15 protein-coding genes are annotated in these 22,702 nt (G+C 72.5%); 10 read left to right on the top strand and 5 right to left on the bottom strand.

The genetic code is table 11. The features are described 5' to 3' along the window. The 9 genes from HS99_RS34860 to HS99_RS34820 all read left to right on the top strand — a co-directional run. Positions 1 to 540: GTP-binding protein (locus tag HS99_RS34860; protein ID WP_030291344.1), on the top strand; the 540-nt coding region annotated here is incomplete at its 5' end. Between the two features lie 576 nt (positions 541 to 1,116). Then, positions 1,117 to 4,461 carry a nitrate- and nitrite sensing domain-containing protein gene (locus HS99_RS34855; RefSeq protein ID WP_063737995.1) on the top strand — a complete coding sequence of 1,115 codons (3,345 nt, stop codon included), beginning with the start codon at positions 1,117 to 1,119 and terminating at the stop codon, positions 4,459 to 4,461. 10 nt (positions 4,462 to 4,471) lie between these two features. Then, a complete protein-coding gene (locus HS99_RS34850; protein ID WP_030291361.1) occupies positions 4,472 to 4,885 on the top strand; it encodes a roadblock/LC7 domain-containing protein in 414 nt (137 codons plus the stop codon). A gap of 159 nt (positions 4,886 to 5,044) precedes the next feature. Further along, positions 5,045 to 5,470, top strand: a complete 426-nt coding sequence (locus HS99_RS34845; RefSeq protein ID WP_030291321.1) for a DUF742 domain-containing protein — start codon at positions 5,045 to 5,047, stop codon at positions 5,468 to 5,470. Continuing rightward, entirely contained in the window at positions 5,451 to 6,029 is a 579-nt protein-coding gene (locus HS99_RS34840; RefSeq protein ID WP_050366561.1) for a GTP-binding protein, read from the top strand. Before HS99_RS34845 ends, HS99_RS34840 begins: the two co-directional genes overlap by 20 nt. Before the next feature lie 576 nt (positions 6,030 to 6,605). Next, positions 6,606 to 9,950: a nitrate- and nitrite sensing domain-containing protein gene (locus HS99_RS34835; RefSeq protein ID WP_050366562.1), complete on the top strand. Its 3,345-nt coding sequence runs from the start codon at positions 6,606 to 6,608 to the stop codon at positions 9,948 to 9,950. A 10-nt stretch (positions 9,951 to 9,960) separates the two neighbouring features. Beyond that, on the top strand, positions 9,961 to 10,374 hold the full coding sequence (locus HS99_RS34830) for a roadblock/LC7 domain-containing protein (protein WP_030291361.1): 414 nt from the start codon (positions 9,961 to 9,963) through the stop codon (positions 10,372 to 10,374). 161 nt (positions 10,375 to 10,535) lie between these two features. Further along, positions 10,536 to 11,204: a DUF742 domain-containing protein gene (locus HS99_RS41890; RefSeq protein WP_072654633.1), complete on the top strand. Its 669-nt coding sequence runs from the start codon at positions 10,536 to 10,538 to the stop codon at positions 11,202 to 11,204. Then, a complete protein-coding gene (locus HS99_RS34820) occupies positions 11,185 to 11,769 on the top strand; it encodes a GTP-binding protein (protein ID WP_046386153.1) in 585 nt (194 codons plus the stop codon). Before HS99_RS41890 ends, HS99_RS34820 begins: the two co-directional genes overlap by 20 nt. A 111-nt stretch (positions 11,770 to 11,880) precedes the next feature. On the opposite strand, the gene cimA is transcribed toward HS99_RS34820, so the two are convergent. The 4 genes from cimA to HS99_RS34800 all read right to left on the bottom strand — a co-directional run bounded on the left by cimA (position 11,881) and on the right by HS99_RS34800 (position 16,859). After that, positions 11,881 to 13,485: a citramalate synthase gene (gene cimA / locus HS99_RS34815; RefSeq protein WP_030286958.1), complete on the bottom strand. Its 1,605-nt coding sequence runs from the start codon at positions 13,483 to 13,485 to the stop codon at positions 11,881 to 11,883. 387 nt (positions 13,486 to 13,872) lie between these two features. Next, positions 13,873 to 14,985 carry a branched-chain amino acid aminotransferase gene (locus HS99_RS34810; protein WP_030286959.1) on the bottom strand — a complete coding sequence of 371 codons (1,113 nt, stop codon included), beginning with the start codon at positions 14,983 to 14,985 and terminating at the stop codon, positions 13,873 to 13,875. 213 nt (positions 14,986 to 15,198) lie between these two features. After that, positions 15,199 to 16,236, bottom strand: a complete 1,038-nt coding sequence (locus HS99_RS34805) for a 3-isopropylmalate dehydrogenase (RefSeq protein WP_030553716.1) — start codon at positions 16,234 to 16,236, stop codon at positions 15,199 to 15,201. Between the two features lie 59 nt (positions 16,237 to 16,295). Further along, positions 16,296 to 16,859 carry a Uma2 family endonuclease gene (locus HS99_RS34800; protein WP_030286961.1) on the bottom strand — a complete coding sequence of 188 codons (564 nt, stop codon included), beginning with the start codon at positions 16,857 to 16,859 and terminating at the stop codon, positions 16,296 to 16,298. A gap of 158 nt (positions 16,860 to 17,017) precedes the next feature. Here HS99_RS34800 and HS99_RS34795 point away from each other — a divergent pair, with 158 nt between their 5' ends. Continuing rightward, entirely contained in the window at positions 17,018 to 19,492 is a 2,475-nt protein-coding gene (locus HS99_RS34795; RefSeq protein WP_050366563.1) for a YfhO family protein, read from the top strand. Between the two features lie 102 nt (positions 19,493 to 19,594). On the opposite strand, the gene HS99_RS34790 is transcribed toward HS99_RS34795, so the two are convergent. Then, a partial coding sequence (locus tag HS99_RS34790; RefSeq protein WP_063737994.1) for a S8 family serine peptidase occupies positions 19,595 to 22,702 on the bottom strand: 3,108 nt, incomplete at its 5' end.

Below are 22,702 nucleotides of genomic sequence, written 5' to 3'. Positions count from 1 at the left end.
ACCTCCGCGAAGATCGTCATCGCGGGCGGCTTCGGTGTCGGCAAGACCACGCTCGTCGGCGCCGTCTCCGAGATCAACCCCCTGCGCACCGAAGCCGTCATGACCTCGGCCTCCGCCGGCATCGACGACCTCAGCCACGTCTCCGGCAAGACGACCACCACCGTCGCCATGGACTTCGGCCGCATCACCCTCGACGAAGACCTCATCCTCTACCTCTTCGGCACCCCCGGACAGGACCGCTTCTGGTTCATGTGGGACGACCTCGTCCGAGGCGCCATCGGAGCCGTCGTCCTCGTCGACACCCGACGCCTCGCCGACTGCTTCCCCGCCCTCGACTACTTCGAGAACAGCGGCCTGCCCTTCGTCGTCGCCCTCAACGGCTTCGACGGCCACCAGCCGCACACCGCCGAAGAAGTCCGCGAAGCCCTCCAGCTCGGCGCCGAAACCCCCGTCATCACCCTCGACGCCCGCCGCCGGGACAGCGCCAAGAGCGCCCTGATCACCCTCGTCGAACACGCCCTGCTCGCCCGCCTGCGATAACCGAACACACCAACGGCCACCGCGAACACACAAGCGCGCGAGTGCGCGAGCACCGCGCCGAGCCGAAGGGGCGCGCCGGTGCCGAAAGGGAGAAGGGCCGAGCCGCCGACGGAGGAGGTGGCACAGTGCCCGCCGACCGTCGGCACCGGGTCCGAGCGCCCCGGAGGCGAGTGCGCGAGCAACGGAACCGTCCGGCCCCGGCGAGCCGTCACACTGACGGGTCGCCGGGGCGGCGGCGCTTACCGGCCGGTGTCCTCCGGGAGCCGCGCGCAAGACCCGTGTATAAGCAGCGGATAACAGTTCGGTAGGCATTTTGTGATCAACAATGACGCAGCGTGGCGAATCAGCGTCACTCAGCGCCAGATGACCACGGATTTGCTCCGCCATGTCACTGATTGTCCGGATTGCGACAACGCGGGAGTCATACGGCAGCTGTTTGTCCCCCATCCCTGCACGTGCTGAAATTCCAGCTACCCCTGAACATCCCGCGCCGGCCGTCCGGGCGGCGGGCCAGGGCCCCGGGGGTAGCGCTGGATTGATCCATGGCCGGCAAGTCGGCCGAGAGGTAGTAGTCGAGTGAGGCGTAAGCAGCAACCCGCCCCGCAGCGGCGCTCCGAGCCCCGCCAGAGCGAGCCGAAGGGCGCCGCCGCGGAACAGGCCGGATTCTCCGCGTTCACTCCCACCGAGGAGCGCACCCCGACCACCCCGGCCCCGAAGCCTCCGACCGCGGCCAACGAGCCGCGCCCGGGCGCCGGTCAGGCGGGCGACGGCGCCAGCCGGTACGACTTCCTCCGTCCGCGCAACTGGCGCGTGCCGACCCGTCTGATCGCGATCCTGCTGATCCCCGTGATCATCAGTCTGGTCTTCGGCGGTCTGCGAGTGAACACCTCGGTCGACGGCTACATCAAGGCGTCCCGCGCCGAGAAGACCGCCGAGCTGGCCAAGGCGGCGACCGAACTCGCCGAAGCGCTCGAGAACGAGCGCGACAAGACGCTGATACCCCTGATGACCGGGCAGGACCCGAACAACGAGGTCACCAAGCGCCGCGCCGACACCGACGCCGCGCTGAAGGCCTACGAGGCCGCGTACGCGGCCTCCGACAAGTCCGGCGAGCTGCCGCGCCGCCACGAGGCCTTCGAGACCCTCGTGGTCGACCTGCCGCACCTGCGCCAGGTCGCGTACAGCAAGGAGCTGTTCGCCAGCGCCACCGCGAGCGCCTACTCGACGATGTTCGCCCCGCTGCTGGCCTACGACAACTCGGTCGGCAACGGCTCCGCCAACGCCACCAGCAAGGGCCGCGCGATCTACGCGATGTCGCTGGCCAAGGCGTCCGCCTCGACCCAGCGCTCGCTGATGCTCAGCCTGCTGGTCGGCGCCGCGACGGGCGCGACCACGCGGTACGAGAACCAGGACATGACCCAGCAGATCCTGGTCTCCGAGAAGCTGGAACAGGTCTCGATCAGCGAGTTCACCACCGGTAGCGACCCCGTGGACGCCAAGAAGTACGCGGACGCGCAGGTCGCCCTGGCCAGCGCCCAGGACCGCTCGGCCTACAAGATGCCCAACGGCACCGTGCCCACCATGCAGGGCCTGCTGGCGCTCGCGGCCAACTACGCCGAGGCCGCCGCCATCGGGCAGCAGAAGGGCAAGGCCGCCGCCGACGCCGCGTACGCCGAGGCCAAGAACGCCGGTCTGACCCCGGACAACTGGAACCAGGCCGCCGGCAACCACATCCAGGCCCTGCGGAACACCGAAGTCGCGCTGCTGGACGACGTCCTCACCGACTCCCGCAACCTCAAGGACAACGCGCTCTACGACGCCATCCTCAACACGGTCATCGTCGTCGCCGCACTGATCCTGGCCGGCCTGCTCACCGGCTACGTCGCCCGCTCGATGATCCTCGGCATGCGCACCCTGCGCAGCGCCGCCCTGGAGATCGCCGACCACCGCCTGCCGGACCTGGTCGAGAAGCTCTCCAAGACCGACCCCGACCGGGTCGACACCTCGGTGACCGCGATCCCGCTGCACGGCAAGGACGAGATCGGCGAAGTCGCCCGGGCCTTCGACCAGGTCCACCAGCAGGCCGTGGCGCTCGCCGCCGAGCAGGCGCTGCTGCGAGGGAACGTCAACGCGATGTTCACCAACCTCTCGCGCCGCAGCCAGGGCCTGATCCAGCGCCAGCTGGCGCTGATCACCGACCTGGAGAACAACGAGGCCGACCCGGACCAGCTGGCCAACCTGTTCAAGCTGGACCACCTCGCGACCCGCATGCGCCGCAACGGTGAGAACCTCCTCGTCCTCGCCGGCGAGGAGGCCGGTCGCCGCTGGAACACCCCGGTCCCGCTGGTCGACGTGCTGCGCGCCGCCGCCTCCGAGGTGGAGCAGTACGAGCGCATCGAGCTGTCCGGCATCCCCGAGGTCGAGGTCGTCGGCGCCGCCGTGACCGACCTCGTCCACCTGCTCGCCGAGCTGCTGGAGAACGCCACCTCCTTCTCCAGCCCGCAGACCCGGGTGCTGGTCAACGCGACCCGCCTGCCGGACGGCCGGGTGCTGGTCGAGATCCACGACAAGGGCATCGGCCTCACCGCCGACGACTTCGCGGAGATCAACGAGAAGCTGTCCGAGCCGCCCACGGTCGACGCCACCATCTCCCGCCGCATGGGCCTCTTCGTGGTCGGCCGGCTCTCCCAGCGGCACGACATCCGCGTCCAGCTGCGCCCGTCCGGCGAGTCGGCGGGCACCACCTCGCTGGTCATGCTCCCGCCGTTCGTCACCCAGTCCGCGGTGGCGCCGGAGCCGGAGGAGCAGTTCACCGTCTCCCGGATCTTCGCCGACCAGGAGCCGACCTCCGAGTGGGCCCCCGACGGCCGCGACCGCAGCGCCGCGGAGCTGGGCTTCGACGACCACCTCACCGGCATCGGCAACGCCGGCTCCTCCGGCTTCAGCCCGGCCCTGGAGGCCGTCCAGCGCTCGCAGCGCCTCGACCAGGTCCGCCGCGCGGCCCTGGAGGGCGGCCCGCAGCCGCCGGTGGTGGACGCCGAGGTCGAGGAGGACTACCAGCAGGGCTACGACCAGTACGCCCCGCAGCAGGGCTACGACCAGGGCTACGCCGAGGGCCAGTACGCCGACGACCAGTACGGCTACGACCAGGGCGGCTACCAGCAGGAGGAGTACGCCCAGGACGGCTACGGCCAGTACCCGCAGCAGGGTTACGACCAGGGCGGCTACACCGACGGCCAGTACGCCGACGACCAGTACGGCTACCAGCAGGACGGCTACGCCCAGGACGGCTACGGCCGCCGGGCCGAGGAGGCCCCGGCCGGCCACCCGTACACCCCGGAGCCGCCCGCGCTGCCCGCCGCCGAGCCCGCCGCCACCCTGCCGTCCGGGCTGCCCCAGCGCCGCCCCGGCCAGCAGCTGGCGGGCGGGAGCCTGGGCAGCGCCCCGGACGCCGGCAGCCCCTCCGGGGAGACCCCGAACTGGTTCGCGGGCGCCAAGGACAACTCCTCGCCCATCGAGACCCGCGGCCACGACGTGTCCGCCCTCGGCGGATACGGCCCGACCGGCCCGACCGCCAGTGCCAGCTGGCAGTCGCCGAACGACGGCGACTGGCAGCGCGCCGAGCAGCTGCGCGAGCCCTCGTCCGCCGGCACCACCGGCGCCGGACTGCCCCGGCGCGTTCCCAAGCAGAACCTGGTGCCCGGCAACGCCAAGCCCACCCCGCAGGAAGGGCCGCAGGTCTCCCGCAGCCCCGAGGAGGTCCGCGGCCGCCTGACCAACCTGCGCCGCGGTGTGGAGCAGGGCCGCAGCGCCGGCAACACCGGAAGCTTCCGGATCGACCCCGATCAGGTAGACCAGTCCGGCAACGGACAGAACCGGAGCACCGATCTCTTCGGCGGCTCGAACCACCAGGAGCGTTGAGTTGAACCAGATGAGCCAGGCCGCACAGAACCTGAACTGGCTGATCACCAATTTCGTGGACAACACCCCCGGGGTGTCCCACACCGTGGTGGTCTCCGCGGACGGCCTCCTGCTGTGCATGTCGGAAGGCTTCCCGCGTGACCGCGCCGACCAGCTCGCCGCCGTCGCCTCCGGCCTCACCTCCCTCACCTCCGGCGCCAGCCGGATCTTCGAAGGCGGCGAGGTCAACCAGACCGTCGTCGAGATGGAACGCGGCTTCCTGTTCCTGATGGCCATCAGCGACGGCTCCGCCCTCGCGGTCCTCGCCGCACCCGACTCCGACATCGGCCTCGTCGGCTACGAGATGGCCCTGCTCGTCGACCGAGCCGGCGCCGTCCTCACCCCCGCACTCCGCGCGGAACTCCAGGGCAGTCTCCTGCACTGACGGAACCCGCGCGGATCTTCCACCGTCCCACCCGCACCGGGTCCGACCCGACCGGACCCGGCGCCCCACCCTCAGCTACCCTCAGGCAGCTGATCCCGCCTCAGCTGGCACCGCCCCAGCTGGAACCGGCTGCCCAAGGCTGCAGCACTAGGAGGACCCATGACCCCGCCCTCGACACCCGCCGGCCCGTACGGCAACGGGTACGGCAGCGGCTACGGCGGGCAGCAGTCCGACGGCTACGAGCAGCAGCCGCTGGTCCGCCCGTACGCGATGACCGGCGGCCGGACCCGGCCCCGGTACCAGCTCGCGATCGAGGCCCTGATCTCGACCACGGGCTCGGCCGAGCGCACCACCGGGCTGCTGCCCGAGCACGCCCGGATCGTGAACCTCTGCCGTGAGGTCAAGTCCATCGCGGAGATCTCCGCACTGGCCGGCGTGCCGCTCGGTGTGGCCCGCATCCTCGTGGCCGACCTGGCCGAGGCCGGTCTCGTCGCCATCCACCAGCCCGCCGCCGCGGGCGAGTCGGGCGGAACGCCCGATGTCACGCTGCTCGAAAGGGTCCTCAGTGGACTTCGCAAGCTCTAACGGACCCGCCCGCGCCACGACCTCCGCGAAGATCGTCATCGCGGGCGGCTTCGGTGTCGGCAAGACCACGCTCGTCGGCGCCGTCTCCGAGATCAACCCCCTGCGCACCGAAGCCGTCATGACCTCGGCCTCCGCCGGCATCGACGACCTCAGCCACGTCTCCGGCAAGACGACCACCACCGTCGCCATGGACTTCGGCCGCATCACCCTCGACGAAGACCTCATCCTCTACCTCTTCGGCACCCCCGGACAGGACCGCTTCTGGTTCATGTGGGACGACCTCGTCCGAGGCGCCATCGGAGCCGTCGTCCTCGTCGACACCCGACGCCTCGCCGACTGCTTCCCCGCCCTCGACTACTTCGAGAACAGCGGCCTGCCCTTCGTCGTCGCCCTCAACGGCTTCGACGGCCACCAGCCGCACACCGCCGAAGAAGTCCGCGAAGCCCTCCAGCTCGGCGCCGAAACCCCCGTCATCACCCTCGACGCCCGCCGCCGGGACAGCGCCAAGAGCGCCCTGATCACCCTCGTCGAACACGCCCTGCTCGCCCGCCTGCGATAACCGAACACACCAACGGCCACCGCGAACACACAAGCGCGCGAGTGCGCGAGCACCGCGCCGAGCCGAAGGGGCGCGCCGGTGCCGAAAGGGAGAAGGGCCGAGCCGCCGACGGAGGAGGTGGCACAGTGCCCGCCGACCGTCGGCACCGGGTCCGAGCGCCCCGGAGGCGAGTGCGCGAGCAACGGAACCGTCCGGCCCCGGCGAGCCGTCACACTGACGGGTCGCCGGGGCGGCGGCGCTTACCGGCCGGTGTCCTCCGGGAGCCGCGCGCAAGACCCGTGTATAAGCAGCGGATAACAGTTCGGTAGGCATTTTGTGATCAACAATGACGCAGCGTGGCGAATCAGCGTCACTCAGCGCCAGATGACCACGGATTTGCTCCGCCATGTCACTGATTGTCCGGATTGCGACAACGCGGGAGTCATACGGCAGCTGTTTGTCCCCCATCCCTGCACGTGCTGAAATTCCAGCTACCCCTGAACATCCCGCGCCGGCCGTCCGGGCGGCGGGCCAGGGCCCCGGGGGTAGCGCTGGATTGATCCATGGCCGGCAAGTCGGCCGAGAGGTAGTAGTCGAGTGAGGCGTAAGCAGCAACCCGCCCCGCAGCGGCGCTCCGAGCCCCGCCAGAGCGAGCCGAAGGGCGCCGCCGCGGAACAGGCCGGATTCTCCGCGTTCACTCCCACCGAGGAGCGCACCCCGACCACCCCGGCCCCGAAGCCTCCGACCGCGGCCAACGAGCCGCGCCCGGGCGCCGGTCAGGCGGGCGACGGCGCCAGCCGGTACGACTTCCTCCGTCCGCGCAACTGGCGCGTGCCGACCCGTCTGATCGCGATCCTGCTGATCCCCGTGATCATCAGTCTGGTCTTCGGCGGTCTGCGAGTGAACACCTCGGTCGACGGCTACATCAAGGCGTCCCGCGCCGAGAAGACCGCCGAGCTGGCCAAGGCGGCGACCGAACTCGCCGAAGCGCTCGAGAACGAGCGCGACAAGACGCTGATACCCCTGATGACCGGGCAGGACCCGAACAACGAGGTCACCAAGCGCCGCGCCGACACCGACGCCGCGCTGAAGGCCTACGAGGCCGCGTACGCGGCCTCCGACAAGTCCGGCGAGCTGCCGCGCCGCCACGAGGCCTTCGAGACCCTCGTGGTCGACCTGCCGCACCTGCGCCAGGTCGCGTACAGCAAGGAGCTGTTCGCCAGCGCCACCGCGAGCGCCTACTCGACGATGTTCGCCCCGCTGCTGGCCTACGACAACTCGGTCGGCAACGGCTCCGCCAACGCCACCAGCAAGGGCCGCGCGATCTACGCGATGTCGCTGGCCAAGGCGTCCGCCTCGACCCAGCGCTCGCTGATGCTCAGCCTGCTGGTCGGCGCCGCGACGGGCGCGACCACGCGGTACGAGAACCAGGACATGACCCAGCAGATCCTGGTCTCCGAGAAGCTGGAACAGGTCTCGATCAGCGAGTTCACCACCGGTAGCGACCCCGTGGACGCCAAGAAGTACGCGGACGCGCAGGTCGCCCTGGCCAGCGCCCAGGACCGCTCGGCCTACAAGATGCCCAACGGCACCGTGCCCACCATGCAGGGCCTGCTGGCGCTCGCGGCCAACTACGCCGAGGCCGCCGCCATCGGGCAGCAGAAGGGCAAGGCCGCCGCCGACGCCGCGTACGCCGAGGCCAAGAACGCCGGTCTGACCCCGGACAACTGGAACCAGGCCGCCGGCAACCACATCCAGGCCCTGCGGAACACCGAAGTCGCGCTGCTGGACGACGTCCTCACCGACTCCCGCAACCTCAAGGACAACGCGCTCTACGACGCCATCCTCAACACGGTCATCGTCGTCGCCGCACTGATCCTGGCCGGCCTGCTCACCGGCTACGTCGCCCGCTCGATGATCCTCGGCATGCGCACCCTGCGCAGCGCCGCCCTGGAGATCGCCGACCACCGCCTGCCGGACCTGGTCGAGAAGCTCTCCAAGACCGACCCCGACCGGGTCGACACCTCGGTGACCGCGATCCCGCTGCACGGCAAGGACGAGATCGGCGAAGTCGCCCGGGCCTTCGACCAGGTCCACCAGCAGGCCGTGGCGCTCGCCGCCGAGCAGGCGCTGCTGCGAGGGAACGTCAACGCGATCTTCACCAACCTGTCGCGCCGCAGCCAGGGCCTGATCCAGCGCCAGCTGGCGCTGATCACCGACCTGGAGAACAACGAGGCCGACCCGGACCAGCTGGAGAACCTCTTCAAGCTGGACCACCTCGCGACCCGCATGCGCCGCAACGGTGAGAACCTGCTCGTCCTCGCGGGCGAGGAGGCCGGTCGCCGCTGGAACACCCCGGTCCCGCTGGTCGACGTGCTGCGCGCCGCCGCCTCCGAGGTGGAGCAGTACGAGCGCGTCGAGCTGTCCGGCATCCCCGAGGTCGAGGTCGTCGGCGCCGCCGTGACCGACCTCGTCCACCTGCTCGCCGAGCTGCTGGAGAACGCCACCTCGTTCTCCAGCCCGCAGACCCGGGTGCTGGTCAACGCGACCCGCCTGCCGGACGGCCGGGTGCTGGTCGAGATCCACGACAAGGGCATCGGCCTCACCGCCGACGACTTCGCGGAGATCAACGAGAAGCTGTCCGAGCCGCCCACGGTCGACGCCACCATCTCCCGCCGCATGGGCCTCTTCGTGGTCGGCCGGCTCTCCCAGCGGCACGACATCCGCGTCCAGCTGCGCCCGTCCGGCGAGTCGGCGGGCACCACCTCGCTGGTCATGCTCCCGCCGTTCGTCACCCAGTCCGCGGTGGCGCCGGAGCCGGAGGAGCAGTTCACCGTCTCCCGGATCTTCGCCGACCAGGAGCCGACCTCCGAGTGGGCCCCCGACGGCCGCGACCGCAGCGCCGCGGAGCTGGGCTTCGACGACCACCTCACCGGCATCGGCAACGCCGGCTCCTCCGGCTTCAGCCCGGCCCTGGAGGCCGTCCAGCGCTCGCAGCGCCTCGACCAGGTCCGCCGCGCGGCCCTGGAGGGCGGCCCGCAGCCGCCGGTGGTGGACGCCGAGGTCGAGGAGGACTACCAGCAGGGCTACGACCAGTACGCCCCGCAGCAGGGCTACGACCAGGGCTACGCCGAGGGCCAGTACGCCGACGACCAGTACGGCTACGACCAGGGCGGCTACCAGCAGGAGGAGTACGCCCAGGACGGCTACGGCCAGTACCCGCAGCAGGGTTACGACCAGGGCGGCTACACCGACGGCCAGTACGCCGACGACCAGTACGGCTACCAGCAGGACGGCTACGCCCAGGACGGCTACGGCCGCCGGGCCGAGGAGGCCCCGGCCGGCCACCCGTACACCCCGGAGCCGCCCGCGCTGCCCGCCGCCGAGCCCGCCGCCACCCTGCCGTCCGGGCTGCCCCAGCGCCGCCCCGGCCAGCAGCTGGCGGGCGGGAGCCTGGGCAGCGCCCCGGACGCCGGCAGCCCCTCCGGGGAGACCCCGAACTGGTTCGCGGGCGCCAAGGACAACTCCTCGCCCATCGAGACCCGCGGCCACGACGTGTCCGCCCTCGGCGGATACGGCCCGACCGGCCCGACCGCCAGTGCCAGCTGGCAGTCGCCGAACGACGGCGACTGGCAGCGCGCCGAGCAGCTGCGCGAGCCCTCGTCCGCCGGCACCACCGGCGCCGGACTGCCCCGGCGCGTTCCCAAGCAGAACCTGGTGCCCGGCAACGCCAAGCCCACCCCGCAGGAAGGGCCGCAGGTCTCCCGCAGCCCCGAGGAGGTCCGTGGCCGCCTCACCAACCTGCGCCGCGGTGTGGAGCAGGGCCGCAGCGCCGGCAACACCGGAAGCTTCCGGATCGACCCCGATCAGGTAGACCAGTCCGGCAACGGACAGAACCGGAGCACCGATCTCTTCGGCGGCTCGAACCACCAGGAGCGTTGAGTTGACTCAGATGAGCCAGGCCGCACAGAACCTGAACTGGCTGATCACCAATTTCGTGGACAACACCCCCGGGGTGTCCCACACCGTGGTGGTCTCCGCGGACGGCCTCCTGCTGTGCATGTCGGAAGGCTTCCCGCGTGACCGCGCCGACCAGCTCGCCGCCGTCGCCTCCGGCCTCACCTCCCTCACCTCCGGCGCCAGCCGGATCTTCGAAGGCGGCGAGGTCAACCAGACCGTCGTCGAGATGGAACGCGGCTTCCTGTTCCTGATGGCCATCAGCGACGGCTCCGCCCTCGCGGTCCTCGCCGCACCCGACTCCGACATCGGCCTCGTCGGCTACGAGATGGCCCTGCTCGTCGACCGAGCCGGCGCCGTCCTCACCCCCGCACTCCGCGCGGAACTCCAGGGCAGTCTCCTGCACTGACGGTTCGTCGGATACCGTCCAGGTATTCGAAGTACCTCCGCGTCCTTCCCGGGCCCGCTTCGGCGGGCTCGGGTTCGGACGTCGTACGGCCTTCGCACCACCGGCTCCGGACTCGTACCGAAGCTCGCACCGCACCGCCGCACCTTGTGAGGAGAGGAACCGTGACACCGCCCGACGACCGCAGCGGCCAGTACGGCGTTCCGTACCCTGGCACAGGCCATGACGCCTTCGGAGCACCCGGCGCCGGCCACGGTCAGCCGTACGGTCGGCCGCAGTACGGACAGCCCCAGCAGGACCCGTACGCCCGGCCCGAGCAGCAGTACGGCCAGTACGGCCAGCCCGACCCGTACTCCCGGCCGCAGCCCGCCTTCGACGCCCCGCCGGCCGGCTACCCGGCTTCGGCGCCCGGCCCGGCTCCCGCCCCGGCCCCCGGCTACCAGCCGGCCCAGGAGCCCGGGCACGTCGAGGAGTTCGAGGACGAACCGGACTCCGGCCCGCTGATCCGACCGTTCGCCATGACCGGCGGTCGCACCCGGCCCCGCTACGAGCTCGCGCTGGAGGCCCTGGTCTCCGCCGACGTCGACCCGCAGCGCCTGGCCACCCTCCTCCCGGAGCACCAGCGGATCTGCACCCTGTGCAGAGAGGTGAAATCCGTCGCCGAGGTCTCGGCGCTGCTCTCCCTTCCCCTGGGAGTGGCCCGCATCCTCGTGGCCGACCTGGCCGAAGCCGGCCTGGTCGCCATCCACCAGCCCGCTTCCGGCGGCGAATCCGGAAACCAGCCCGACGTCACGCTGCTCGAAAGGGTCCTCAGTGGACTTCGCAAGCTCTAACGCGGCCGCCCCCACCCGCGCCACCACCTCCGCGAAGATCGTCATCGCGGGCGGCTTCGGTGTCGGCAAGACCACGCTCGTCGGCGCCGTCTCCGAGATCAACCCCCTGCGCACCGAAGCCGTCATGACCTCGGCCTCCGCCGGCATCGACGACCTCAGCCACGTCTCCGGCAAGACGACCACCACCGTCGCCATGGACTTCGGCCGCATCACCCTCGACGAAGACCTCATCCTCTACCTCTTCGGCACCCCCGGACAGGACCGCTTCTGGTTCATGTGGGACGACCTCGTCCGAGGCGCCATCGGAGCCGTCGTCCTCGTCGACACCCGACGCCTCGCCGACTGCTTCCCCGCCCTCGACTACTTCGAGAACAGCGGCCTGCCCTTCGTCGTCGCCCTCAACGGCTTCGACGGCCACCAGCCGCACACCGCCGAAGAAGTCCGCGAAGCCCTCCAGCTCGGCGCCGAAACCCCCGTCATCACCCTCGACGCCCGCCGCCGGGACAGCGCCAAGAGCGCCCTGATCACCCTCGTCGAACACGCCCTGCTCGCCCGCCTGCGATAACCGAACACACCAACGGCCACCGCGAACACACAAGCGCGCGAGTGCGCGAGCACCAGCTGTGGCCCACGGGAACCGGTCAAGTCCCGCGGGCCACAGAGGGTTTCGGTGCGCCTACTCGGTCGGCTCCAGCCCGGAGCGGATCAGGCCGTAGGTGTACGCGTCCTCAAGTGCCAGCCAGGAGGCGGCGATCACGTTGTCGGCCACGCCGACCGTGGACCAGGTGGCGGTGCCGTCGGTGGACTCGATCAGCACCCGGGTCTTGGAGCCGGTGCCGTGCTGCCCCTCCAGGATGCGGACCTTGTAGTCCACCAACTCGAAGGTGGCCAGCGGCGGGTAGATGCCCTCCAGGGCCGTCCGCAGCGCCTGGTCCAGCGCGTTGACCGGGCCGTTGCCCTCGCCGATGGCGATCCGGCGCTCGCCCTTGGCCCACAGCTTGACGGTCGCCTCGTTGCCGGAAACCCCGTGCGGGCCCTGTTCGCTGATGGTCCGCCAGGACTCCAGCCGGTAGAAGCGCTCCCGGCTGCCGCGCACCTCGTCGCGCAGCAGCAGCTCGAAGGAGGCGTCGGCGGACTCGTAGGTGTAGCCGAGGTTCTCCTGCTGCTTCACCTTGGCCACCACCCGGCCGGCCAGGTCCCGGTCGGTGGACAGGTCGTAACCCAGCTCCTTGCCCTTGAGCTCCACCGAGGCCCGGCCCGCCATGTCGGAGACCAGCATCCGCATGGTGTTGCCGACCAGCTCGGGGTCGGTGTGCTGGTACAGGTCCGGGTCGACCTTGATCGCGGAGGCGTGCAGGCCCGCCTTGTGGGCGAAGGCCGAGAAGCCGACGTACGGCTGGTGGGTGGAGGGGGCCAGGTTGACCAGCTCGGCGATCGCGTGCGAGATCCGGGTCATCTCGGCCAGCCGGCCCTCGGGCAGCACCCGGCGGTCGTACTTCAGCTCCAGCGCGCCGACCACCGGGAACAGGTTGGCGTTGCCGACCCGCTCGCCGTAGCCGTTCGCGGTGCACTGCACGTGGGTGGCGCCTGCGTCCACCGCGGCCAGCGTGTTGGCCACCGCGCAGCCGGTGTCGTCCTGGGCGTGGATGCCGATCCGGGCCCCGGTCGCCGCGATCACGTCCGCGACGGTGTCCCGGACGCCGGCGGGCAGCATGCCGCCGTTGGTGTCGCACAGCACCACCACGTCCGCCCCGGCCCGGTGCGCGGTGCGGACCACCGCGAGGGCGTACTCCCGGTTCGCCCGGTAGCCGTCGAAGAAGTGCTCGCAGTCCAGGAACACCCGACGGCCCTGGGCGCGCAGGAACTCGACGCTGTCCCGGACCATCTCCAGGTTCTCGTCCAGCGTGGTGCGCAGCGCCAGCTCGACGTGCCGGTCGTGGGACTTGGCGACCAGGGTGACCACGGGCGCGCCGGAGGCGACCAGCGCGGCCAGCTGCGGGTCCTCGGCCGCCTTGCCGCCGGCCCGGCGGGTGGCGCCGAAGGCGACCAGCTGGGCGGTGCGCAGCTCCAGTTCGGCGGCGGCCCGGGCGAAGAACTCGGTGTCCCGGGGGTTGGCACCGGGCCAGCCGCCTTCGATGAAGCCGACCCCGAACTCGTCCAGGTGCCGGGCGATGGCCAGCTTGTCCGCCACCGTCAGGTTGATGCCCTCCCGCTGCGCGCCGTCGCGCAGGGTGGTGTCGAACACGTGGAAGCTGTCGTCGGTACGGCTGACCTCGGTCATGACCCCTGGTTCTCCGTTCGGGGAGGTTGGTACTGCTCTGCCGGATTCTCGTCCCGGCTCCACTGTCCAGGATCCCGCGCGCGGCTCCGGTGTCCCCGGGCCCCTCGTGGGGGCCGTCGGCCGGTCCGGGCTGTGCTTTCAACGGGGCGGTGCCCGGAAAGCGAAAAGACCCCTCGCGGGTGCGAGAGGTCTGCGCGCGGGTCTGGACGCTCGTGGTCGCTCCGCATCGGGTCCTGCGGAAGCGGTCACTGCGGACCGGCGCGCCTGCTGCCAATAATCAGCGAAAGCGAGGACACGCTCGCAGTCTGGCACAGCCTCCGGGATCCGGCCCGCCCGTCTCGCGATGCGAAACGGGGCAGGCCGGAGCGGGTTCCGGTGTCCGGATGATCAGACGATCTTGTGCAGCCAGTTGTGGGTGTCCGGCTGCTGGCCGCCCTGGATGGCCAGCAGCGCGCGGCGCAGCTCCATGGTGATCGGGCCGGGCTCGCCGTTGCCGACGGTCCAGTCGGCGGCCGCGGACTTCACCGAGCCGACCGGCGTGATGACGGCGGCGGTGCCGCAGGCGAAGACCTCGGTGAGGGTGCCGTCGGCGTTCGCCTGCTGCCACTCGTCGGTGGAGATCTTCCGCTCCTCGACCGCGTAGCCCAGGTCGGCGGCGAGCTGCAGCAGCGAGTCACGGGTGATGCCGGGCAGCAGCGCGCCGGACAGCTCGGGGGTGACGATCCTGGCGTCCTTGCCCTCGCCGAAGACGAAGTAGAGGTTCATGCCGCCCATCTCCTCGACCCACCGGTGCTCGGCGGCGTCGAGCCAGACCACCTGGTCGCAGCCCTTCTCGGCGGCCTGGGCCTGGGCGACCAGCGAGGCCGCGTAGTTGCCCGCGCACTTGGCGGCGCCGGTGCCACCGGGCGCGGCGCGGACGTACTCCTTGGACAGCCAGACCGAGACCGGCTTGATGCCGCCCTGGAAGTAGGCGCCGGCCGGAGAGGCGATGATCATGAAGAGGTAGGAGTTCGCCGGGCGGACACCCAGGCCGACCTCGGTGGCGAACATGAACGGCCGCAGGTAGAGGCTCTGTTCCGGCTCGCTCGGAACCCAGCCCTGCTCCTGCTGGACCAGCAGCTCGACGGCCTCGACGAAGGTCTCCACCGGCAGCTCCGGCATCGCCAGGCGGCGGGCCGAGGCCTGGAAGCGCAGGGCGTTGGCCTCCGGGCGGAAGGTCGCGATCGAACCGTCGGCCTGGCGGTAGGCCTTCAGGCCCTCGAAGATCGCCTGGCCGTAGTGAAGGGTCATGTTCGCCGGGTCCATCTCCACCGGCGCGTACGGAACCAGCTGGGCGTCGTGCCAACCGCGGCCCTCCGTCCAGCGGATGGTGACCATGTGGTCGGTGAAGACGCGGCCGAAGCCGGGGTTGGTCAGCCGGGCCTCGCGCTCCGCTGCGGGAAGCGGGTGGGCGGAGGGCTTGAGGTCGAACGTGATGGGCGCCTGGGTGGGCGTACTCATGGCTGTTTCCTTCACCGTGGGGTTCGTTCGGGCCGCCCCACCGGAGGAACGTCACGGCGATCCAGCGCCGGAACGCACGCCAACGGCACGGCCCACTGTCGATACTCGCATCCAGAGGGCCGTGCCGAACAGCTGCCCGCTCCTTGGGGAGCTGCAAGCCGCGGTTATGTGGTCCGGCCCTCTCAGCCGGACCCCGCTCCCGGTTCCGGCCCGCTAGCCGGATACTCGGCCGGCGAGCGCGTCGCCGACCTGGGAGGTGGAACGGGTGCCGGTGCGCTCGGCGAGGTCCGCCGCGACGGCGGCCTCGACGCGGGCGGCCTCGGCCGCGTAGCCGAGGTGCTCCAGCAGCATGGCGACCGACAGCACGGTGGCGGTCGGGTCGGCCTTGCCCTGGCCGGCGATGTCCGGGGCCGAGCCGTGCACCGGCTCGAACATGGACGGGAACTCGCCGCTCGGGTTGATGTTGCCGCTCGCGGCCAGGCCGATGCCACCGGTGACGGCGGCGGCCAGGTCGGTCAGGATGTCGCCGAACAGGTTGTCGGTGACGATGACGTCGAAGCGCTCCGGCTGGGTGACGAAGAAGATCGTGGCCGCGTCGACGTGCAGGTAGTCGGTGGCGACCTCGGGAAACTCCGCGCCGACCTCGGCGAAGATCCGCGACCACAGGTGCCCGGCGTGCACCAGCACGTTGTTCTTGTGCACCAGGGTGAGCTTCTTGCGCGGCCGCGCCTGGGCCCGGCGGTAGGCGTCGCGCACCACGCGCTCGATGCCGTACGCGGTGTTCAGGCTGACCTCGGTGGCCACCTCGTGCGGCGTCCCGGTGCGCAGCGAGCCGCCGTTGCCGACGTACGGGCCCTCGGTGCCCTCCCGGACGACCACGAAGTCGATCTCCGGCTGACCGGCCAGGGGCGACGACACCCCGGGGAACAGCCGACCCGGCCGCAGGTTGATGTGGTGGTCGAAGGCGAACCGCAGCTTCAGCAGCAGCCCCCGCTCCAGCACCCCGGACGGCACGCTCGGGTCCCCGATGGCACCCAGCAGGATCGCGTCGAAGCCCTTGAGCTCGGCCAGCACGCTGTCCGGCAGCGTTTCCCCGGTGCGGTGGTAGCGCCGGGCGCCGAGGTCGTACTCGGTGGTCTCCAGCTTCACGTCGGCGGGAAGCGCGGCCTCCAGGACCTTCAGGCCCTCGGCCACCACCTCCTGCCCGATGCCGTCACCCGGGACAACTGCGAGACGAATGGTGCGAGACATGCTCGGACCCTACTCCGCCGTCCCAGCCACTGACACCTCACGTCCAGCATCTGGACCAGTCAGGTCAGATCGATCTCCACCGGGAACGGCTGATCGACCTTCAACTGCTTGTGGTAGATCCCCGAAACGACGTAGCCGGTAGCGGGATCCAGCTCGTAGGCGTAGACGACCGGCCTGCCGTCGTCATCGCTTTCCACACGCCAGAAATGCCTGATGCCCGCCGCCGCGTACTTGCGAGGTTTGGTGTCCCGGTCCCGTTGCTGGGATTCCTCGGAGACGACCTCGACCGCAAGCAACACATCCCTCGCGTCACAGAAGGTCTGCTTCGGGCCAGTGACTCCTCGCTCGTCAACCACCAGGAGGTCCGGTTCCGGGCGGTTGCGGCGGTCCAGCCTCACCGTCATCTCCCGCCAGACGTCCCAGCCCTCCGGCACCGCCGTCTCCAGGGCGCGCTCCAGCCTGCGGAGGGTTCGCATGTGGAACGCGGTCTGCGGACTCACGAAGATCAGGCTCCCGTCGATCAGCTCGGTGTGCGGCGGGAGATCAGGCAGCCGGTCAAGATCCTCTGCGGTGTAGCCACCAGCGGGAGGCCGAATCCAGTCGGGGTACGGCGCGATGCTCATGGTTCCTCCCATACGGGCATCCTGACGGCCCTCCCAGGCTACTCGGCAGAGCCTCCTCGGACGCCACTCCTTCGAGGGAGCGCGGGTGATCAGAGTCGCGCCCGCAGCGCGCTTAGGGTGGCGTGATCTGGGGTTTCCGGCAGGAACGGGGCGCGTGGGTGAGGACCGAGTGGCGGCGGGAGCTGCTGGTCTGCGGGGGTGCGGCCGGGCTGGCGGCGGGCGGGTTCGCGCTCGCCGCGGGGCTGCGCGGGCGGTGGCCGGCCGGGGCGGGGGCGGTCGCCGTGCCGTACCACGCGCACCTGTGGGACCTGCTGCACGGCCAGGCCGCCGGGGACCTGCTGTTCAACTGGAACAGCGGCTACGGTGTCCCGTTCCTGGCCGACTTCTTCGCCTACCTGATGAATCCGTTCTCCTGGCCGGCCGCCCTGCTCCCCCGCGACCAGGGGCAGCTCGCCGTCTTCCTGGTCGCCCTGGCCACCATCGGCCTCGGCACCGCCCTGATGGCCCACCTGCTCGGGCGGCTGCACCCCGGCCCCCGGTGGCTGCGGGTGCTCGCCGCCCTCGGCTACGGGCTCTGCGCCTGGGTGCTGGACGTGGGCGGGGCCGCGCCGATGTGGCTCTGGGGCCTGGTCTCGCTGCCGCTGCTCGGCCTGGTCGGGGACTGGTGCCTGCACGAGCGCCGCTGGGTGGCCGGTTCGCTGTGCGTCGCCCTGGTCTGGGCGGGCAACCTCTACACCGCCGCGCTGGCCACCCTGATGGCCGGACTCGTGTTCGCGGTACGGCTGTTCGCCACCCCGCGCGCCTTCCGGCACCGGGTCCGGGCGACCGGGCGGGCGATCACCCTGACCACCGCCGGGGTGCTGCTCGCCTCCCCGGTGCTGTTCGTCGCCGTCCGGGCGGCGCGCGGCGCCCAGCCGGAGTCCCCGGTGCAGCCGCTCGGCCGGTCCGGGCTCGGCGGGCACCTCGCCGAGCTGCTGCCCACCACCACCGGCGGGCGGCCGCTGCCGGACATCGCGATCGGGGTGCTCGGGCTGCTGCTGGTGTGCGGGCTGCCGTTCAACCGCCGCGTGCGCGTCCGTGAGCGGGCGGTCTGGTGCGCGGCGCTGGTGCTGATCGTGCTCGGCTTCGTCTGGACCCCGACCGTGCTGGTCTGGCACGGCCTGGCGATCCCGGCCGGCGGGCCGTACCGCGTCGCCTTCGTGCTCAGCGGGCTGCTGGTGCTGGCCGGCTGGGTGTCGCTCGCCCACCGGCCGGACCTGCTCACCCTGCTGGGCGGCGCCGCCCTGGTCGCGCTGATCGTCGCGCTGGCGGCCACCCGCCGCTCGGTGCACACCTCCACCTGGGTGCTGCTGGCCGTCGGCGGCGCCGTCGTGCTCGCCGCGCTGTGGGTGCTGGAGCACCGGCACACCGACCGCCGGGCGAACGCCCTGGCCACCTGGGTGCTCGGCGGTGCGGTGCTCGGCAACGCCGTCTGGTCCGGGTACGCGTCGCTCGGCGCGGCCCCCGACGACTCCGTCCCCCCGGCCGCCGTCCGGGCCGGGCACGCGGCCGTCCGGGCGGGCGCCGACTGGCCGGACGGGCGCAGCGATCCCGGCCCGCACGCCTTCACCCCCAACGACCCGCTGCTGCTGAACGGCCAGGGCGGCGGCTACTTCAGCGGCTATCTGCCGACCGTGGTCGCCCAGCTGCTGCACGACCTCGGCGCGGGCTGGACGGCCGGCGGGCGGCAGACCGGCAGCGTCACCGACCCGGTCGGGCAGGCACTGTTCGGGATCCGCGCCCACCTCGACGACGGGCCGCCCGCGTACGGCTTCACCCCCGGCCGGGCGCCCGCCCCGCCGCTGGTCACCGTGCTGCCGCCGGGCGCCCGGCCGGAGACCTCCTCGGTCTGGGCCCGCCAGGAGTCGCTGCTCGGCAGCCAGGTGTACGACGCCCCGCTGCCCGTGCCGGCCGGCGGCCCGGCGCCCACCCTGCACGGGACCAGCGGCTGGTCGGTGCCGCCCGGCGGGGACGGCACGGTGTTCACCGCAGCCTGCACCCCGGGCTCGACGGCCTACTTCCACGGGGTCTGGTACGACGGCACGGTCAGCGGCCTGGGCACCAGCTACCGCAGCGACGGTGAACAGCCCACCACGGCGGTGGCCGTCCACCGGCTGGGGACTGTCCCGGCGGACGGGGTGGTCCGGGTGACCCTGCGCTCGGACGTGGTCAGCCAGGTCCCGGCCCGCCCGATCGGCTGCCTGCGGGCCGACGCCCTGGCCGCCGCGGTCTCCCGCCTCACCGCCACCGGCGCCACCCGCGTCGAGGCCGGCGGCCACACCGTCTCGGCCACCCTCCCGCCGGGCTCCACCGGCACCGCGCTGCTGTCCGTCCCCGCCACCGAGGGCTGGACCTGCGCCACCGACGGCGGCGCCCCCGCCGTGCCCACGCCGGTCCTGGGCATGATCGGCGTCCCGCTCGGCGCCGGCGCCTCCCGCGTCTCCTGCGCCTTCCGCCCGCCCGGCCTCACCGAGGGCCTCACCGTCACCTCCGGCACGGCCGCCACCCTCGCCCTGGTCGCCGTCTTCACCCGCCTCGCCCGCCGCGAACACCGCCCGCCCCGCCGCGAACGCCGCGCCGCCGCCCGGGCTTAGGGCCTGCCGGCGGGTCCTTCCGGCCACCCGACGCCGGACGGCGTCAGAGGCAGCGGAAGGGGCGGCCCTCCGGAGTCCGGTGGGCCACCCCTTCCGAGCGCGCTACAGCAGGGTGAGGACCTGGGCCCTCCGGTCGGCCGGGTTGAGGTGGTACAGCAGCAGGAGCCGGGAGGTGTCGCCCGGGGCGCGCCGCACGTCGAGGACGGTGCCGGGGCCGGCCGGGGTCACCATCGCGGTCGGTCCGGTGAGGCCGGCCCGGACGGTGAGGGCGGGGTGCAGGACGTCCACCGGGACGGTGGGGCGGGTGCCGCGCAGGCCGATGGCGGAGTAGGCCCCGGCCGGGTCGGGCGTGCCGGGCCCGGTGGTACCGGCCCACACGCCGTAGTGGACGGTGCTGTGGCCGGGCTTGACCCCGGGCAGGGCACCCAGCCGGACCGGGAGGACCACGACGTCACTGTCCAGCAGCGCGGTGTCGGTGTCGCCCCAGTGGGCGTTGAGCGGCTGGACGTCGAGTTCGGCTCCGGTGCGGGCGTCGAGGGCGCGGGAGACCAGGACGTCGCTGCCGCGCACCCGGTCGGCCTTGAGGATCACGTCGGTGACGCCGTCCCCGTCGGTGTCCAGCGACACCCGTACGCCGTACAGCCCGACCGGTGTGGCCGCCGGGGACCACAGCCGCGCGCCGACGTACAGCAGGTCGGAGTCGACGGCGGCGCCTGCGGCCCGCAGGTCGGCGGCCCGGTCGCCGGGGTGCTCGACGCAGAGGTCCTGGGGCGGGTCGGCCGGCTCCGTCGCGGCCTCGGGCCGGATGCCCGCCCCGGGGCCGACGGCCTTGCCGCTGTCGGGCGGGCAGTCGGGCCAGCGGGGTCCCTCGCCGCCGAGCACGAGGGCGCTGACCAGTCCGGGCGCCTCGCCGGGGGCGGCGCTGCCGCCGAGGGTGACGAGGGTGCCGTCCCGGGCGGTGCGGACGGAGGCGGTGACGCCGAGGTCGCCGGTGGGGCGCGGGGCGGCGAACACCGGGACCCGCAGCTGCGGCAGTTCGCGGTCGCCGAGCGGGCTGAACAGCACCCGTCCGGAGAGTTCGCCGCGGTAGCTGCGCGCCCGGCCGCCCTGCACGGTGTCGATGGTCGGGTCGGGCGTGCGCCCCAGCTCCCCCGGTACGGACAGCGTCACCCGCACCCGGGCGGTGCCGCCCGCCGGCACCTCGATCCGGTCCGGCGACACCTGAAAGGCGGCGCCCGGCAGTTCGGTGGCCGCCGCGTAGCCGGTGCGGTAACTGACCGGCGCGGAGGAGTAGTTGTGCAGCTCGATCGCGCGGTCCAGGGCCGTCGGCCCGCCGACCTCGACCGGCCCGTAGGAGACCCCGACACTGCCCGCCAGGGCGCCCTCCCCCGCCGCGTAGGCCACCACCGGGGTGCGGACGGCCCGGTCGGCCTGGGCGCGTCCGGCGCCGGTGCGTTCGGGTCCGTAGACCGGTCCGGAGTGGTCCTCGCCGAGGTAGGTGTCCGTGCCGGTGTTCATCAGCGCGGCCTTGACCTGCTCGACCGGCCAGTCCGGGTGGGCGGCGCGGACCAGGGCGGCCAGTCCGGCGACGTGCGGGGCGGCCATCGAGGTGCCGTTCTCGCGCTGGCCGCCGCTGCCGCTGCCGACCAGGGCGGACCAGATGGTCTCCCCGGGGGCGGCCAGGTCGGGCTTGACCACCCCGGGCAGTCCGATGCCCCGGGAGGAGAAGTCGGTGAGGGTGTCGGCGCGGGCCGGCTGGTTCTGCGCGACCGAGCCGTGCAGCGGGTTGCCGGGTGCGGCGAGCCGGACCTGCGTACCGCCCCCGGCGGCAGCCTTCAGCAGCCGTTCGCCGTCCGCGCGGCCGAGCAGGACGGCGGGGATCCGGTCGTTGCCGGAGATCTCGGCGAGGTGGTCGGTGTCGGCGGCGTAGAGCGCGCCGATCGCCCCCGCGTCGGCGGCGTGGTCGGCGCGCGGGCCGGAGTTGCAGGCCCGGTCGGCGTCGCGGGTGCGCCAGGTGAGCACCGCGATCCTGCCCTTCAGCCGTTGCCGGTCGGCCGCGCTGAAGTCCGTGCAGCCGTCCGCCTGGTCGACGGGCGCGGCGAGGGCGCCGCTCACCTCGGTGGTGGACCAGCCGCGGTAGCGCTCGCTCCAGTGGCCGGGCACGACCCCGGCGAGCGCGGCGGGGGCGAGCACGGTGATGCCGTCCACGTCGGCGTGCCCGTGCACGGAGGCGGCGACGGTGACCGCCCGCACGGCGGTGCCGGGGCTGCCGCCGACGCCGTACACGTCGCCCTCGTTGCCCGCGGCCGCGACCACCACGGTGCCCAGTTCGGAGAGCCGGTCGACGGCCAGCGCGTCGGCGTCGTCCGGGGTGCCGAAGCGGCTGCCGAGCGACAGGTTGACCACGTCGAGCCGGTCGCCGAGGTCGCCGTCGCCGTTCGGGTCGGCGGCCAGGTCGAGCGCCTGGGCGAGCCGGTCGGTGGAGCCGTCGCAGCCGAACACCCGGATCGCGTACAGCTGGGCGCCGGGGGCGGCGCCGGGGCCGATCCGGAACGAGGCCGGGTCGAGCCCGGGCCGGTACGGGCCGGTGTACGGGTGGCCGTCGGCGGTGACGCCGTACCCGGCGGCCGTCCCGGCGACGTGGGTGCCGTGCCCGTTGCGCACGCAGTCGAGCGGGTTGTCGCTGGGGTGCGGGACGGGCTGGTGGTTCGGGGCGGTCGGGTCGGGGTTGTAGTCGTCACCGACCAGGTCCTTGCCGCCGACCACCTTGGCGTTGGGGAACAGCGCGGCCGGCGCGGGCCTGCCGCGCTCGACCGAGCGGAAGGCCTCCTCGGTGCCGGGGCCGCCGAAGTCGGCGTGGGTGTAGTCGATGCCGCTGTCGATGATGCCGATCCGCATGCCCTGGCCGGTGTTCCCGGCCACCGCGGCGTCCCCGGCCCAGATCTGCGGGGCGCCGGTCAGCGGGACGGAGTAGGCGTTGTCCCGCTGCTTGTTCACGATCGGGTGGACGGCCCGGACTCCGGGCAGCGCCCGCAGCGCGGGCAGCCGCTCGGCGGGGGCGTCGACCGCCAGGCCGGTGAGCAGGGTGCGGGTGCGGTAGAGCTCGCGGGCGGCGGGGGCCGACCGGTGGACGGCCTCGGCGAGCCGGTCCAGCGCGTCGCCGGACCGGGCCCGCTGGGCGGCTCCGGCCCGGGCGGCGTCCCGGTGGAC

The sequence above is a fragment of the Kitasatospora aureofaciens genome, from assembly GCF_001188955.3.
In the GTDB taxonomy this organism is placed as follows: Bacteria; Actinomycetota; Actinomycetes; order Streptomycetales; family Streptomycetaceae; genus Kitasatospora; species Kitasatospora aureofaciens.
This window is presented reverse-complemented; position numbering and strand designations above follow the sequence as displayed.

What these genes read in the sequence shown, in the direction of transcription:
- cimA (WP_030286958.1), bottom strand. Translation starts at nt 13,485, where the DNA reads ATGACCGAGGTCAGCCGTACCGACGACAGCTTCCACGTGTTCGACACC.
- HS99_RS34800 (WP_030286961.1), bottom strand. Translation starts at nt 16,859, where the DNA reads ATGAGCATCGCGCCGTACCCCGACTGGATTCGGCCTCCCGCTGGTGGC.
- HS99_RS34810 (WP_030286959.1), bottom strand. Translation starts at nt 14,985, where the DNA reads ATGAGTACGCCCACCCAGGCGCCCATCACGTTCGACCTCAAGCCCTCC.
- HS99_RS34845 (WP_030291321.1), top strand. Translation starts at nt 5,045, where the DNA reads ATGACCCCGCCCTCGACACCCGCCGGCCCGTACGGCAACGGGTACGGC.
- HS99_RS34805 (WP_030553716.1), bottom strand. Translation starts at nt 16,236, where the DNA reads ATGTCTCGCACCATTCGTCTCGCAGTTGTCCCGGGTGACGGCATCGGG.
- HS99_RS34850 (WP_030291361.1), top strand. Translation starts at nt 4,472, where the DNA reads ATGAGCCAGGCCGCACAGAACCTGAACTGGCTGATCACCAATTTCGTG.
- HS99_RS34830 (WP_030291361.1), top strand. Translation starts at nt 9,961, where the DNA reads ATGAGCCAGGCCGCACAGAACCTGAACTGGCTGATCACCAATTTCGTG.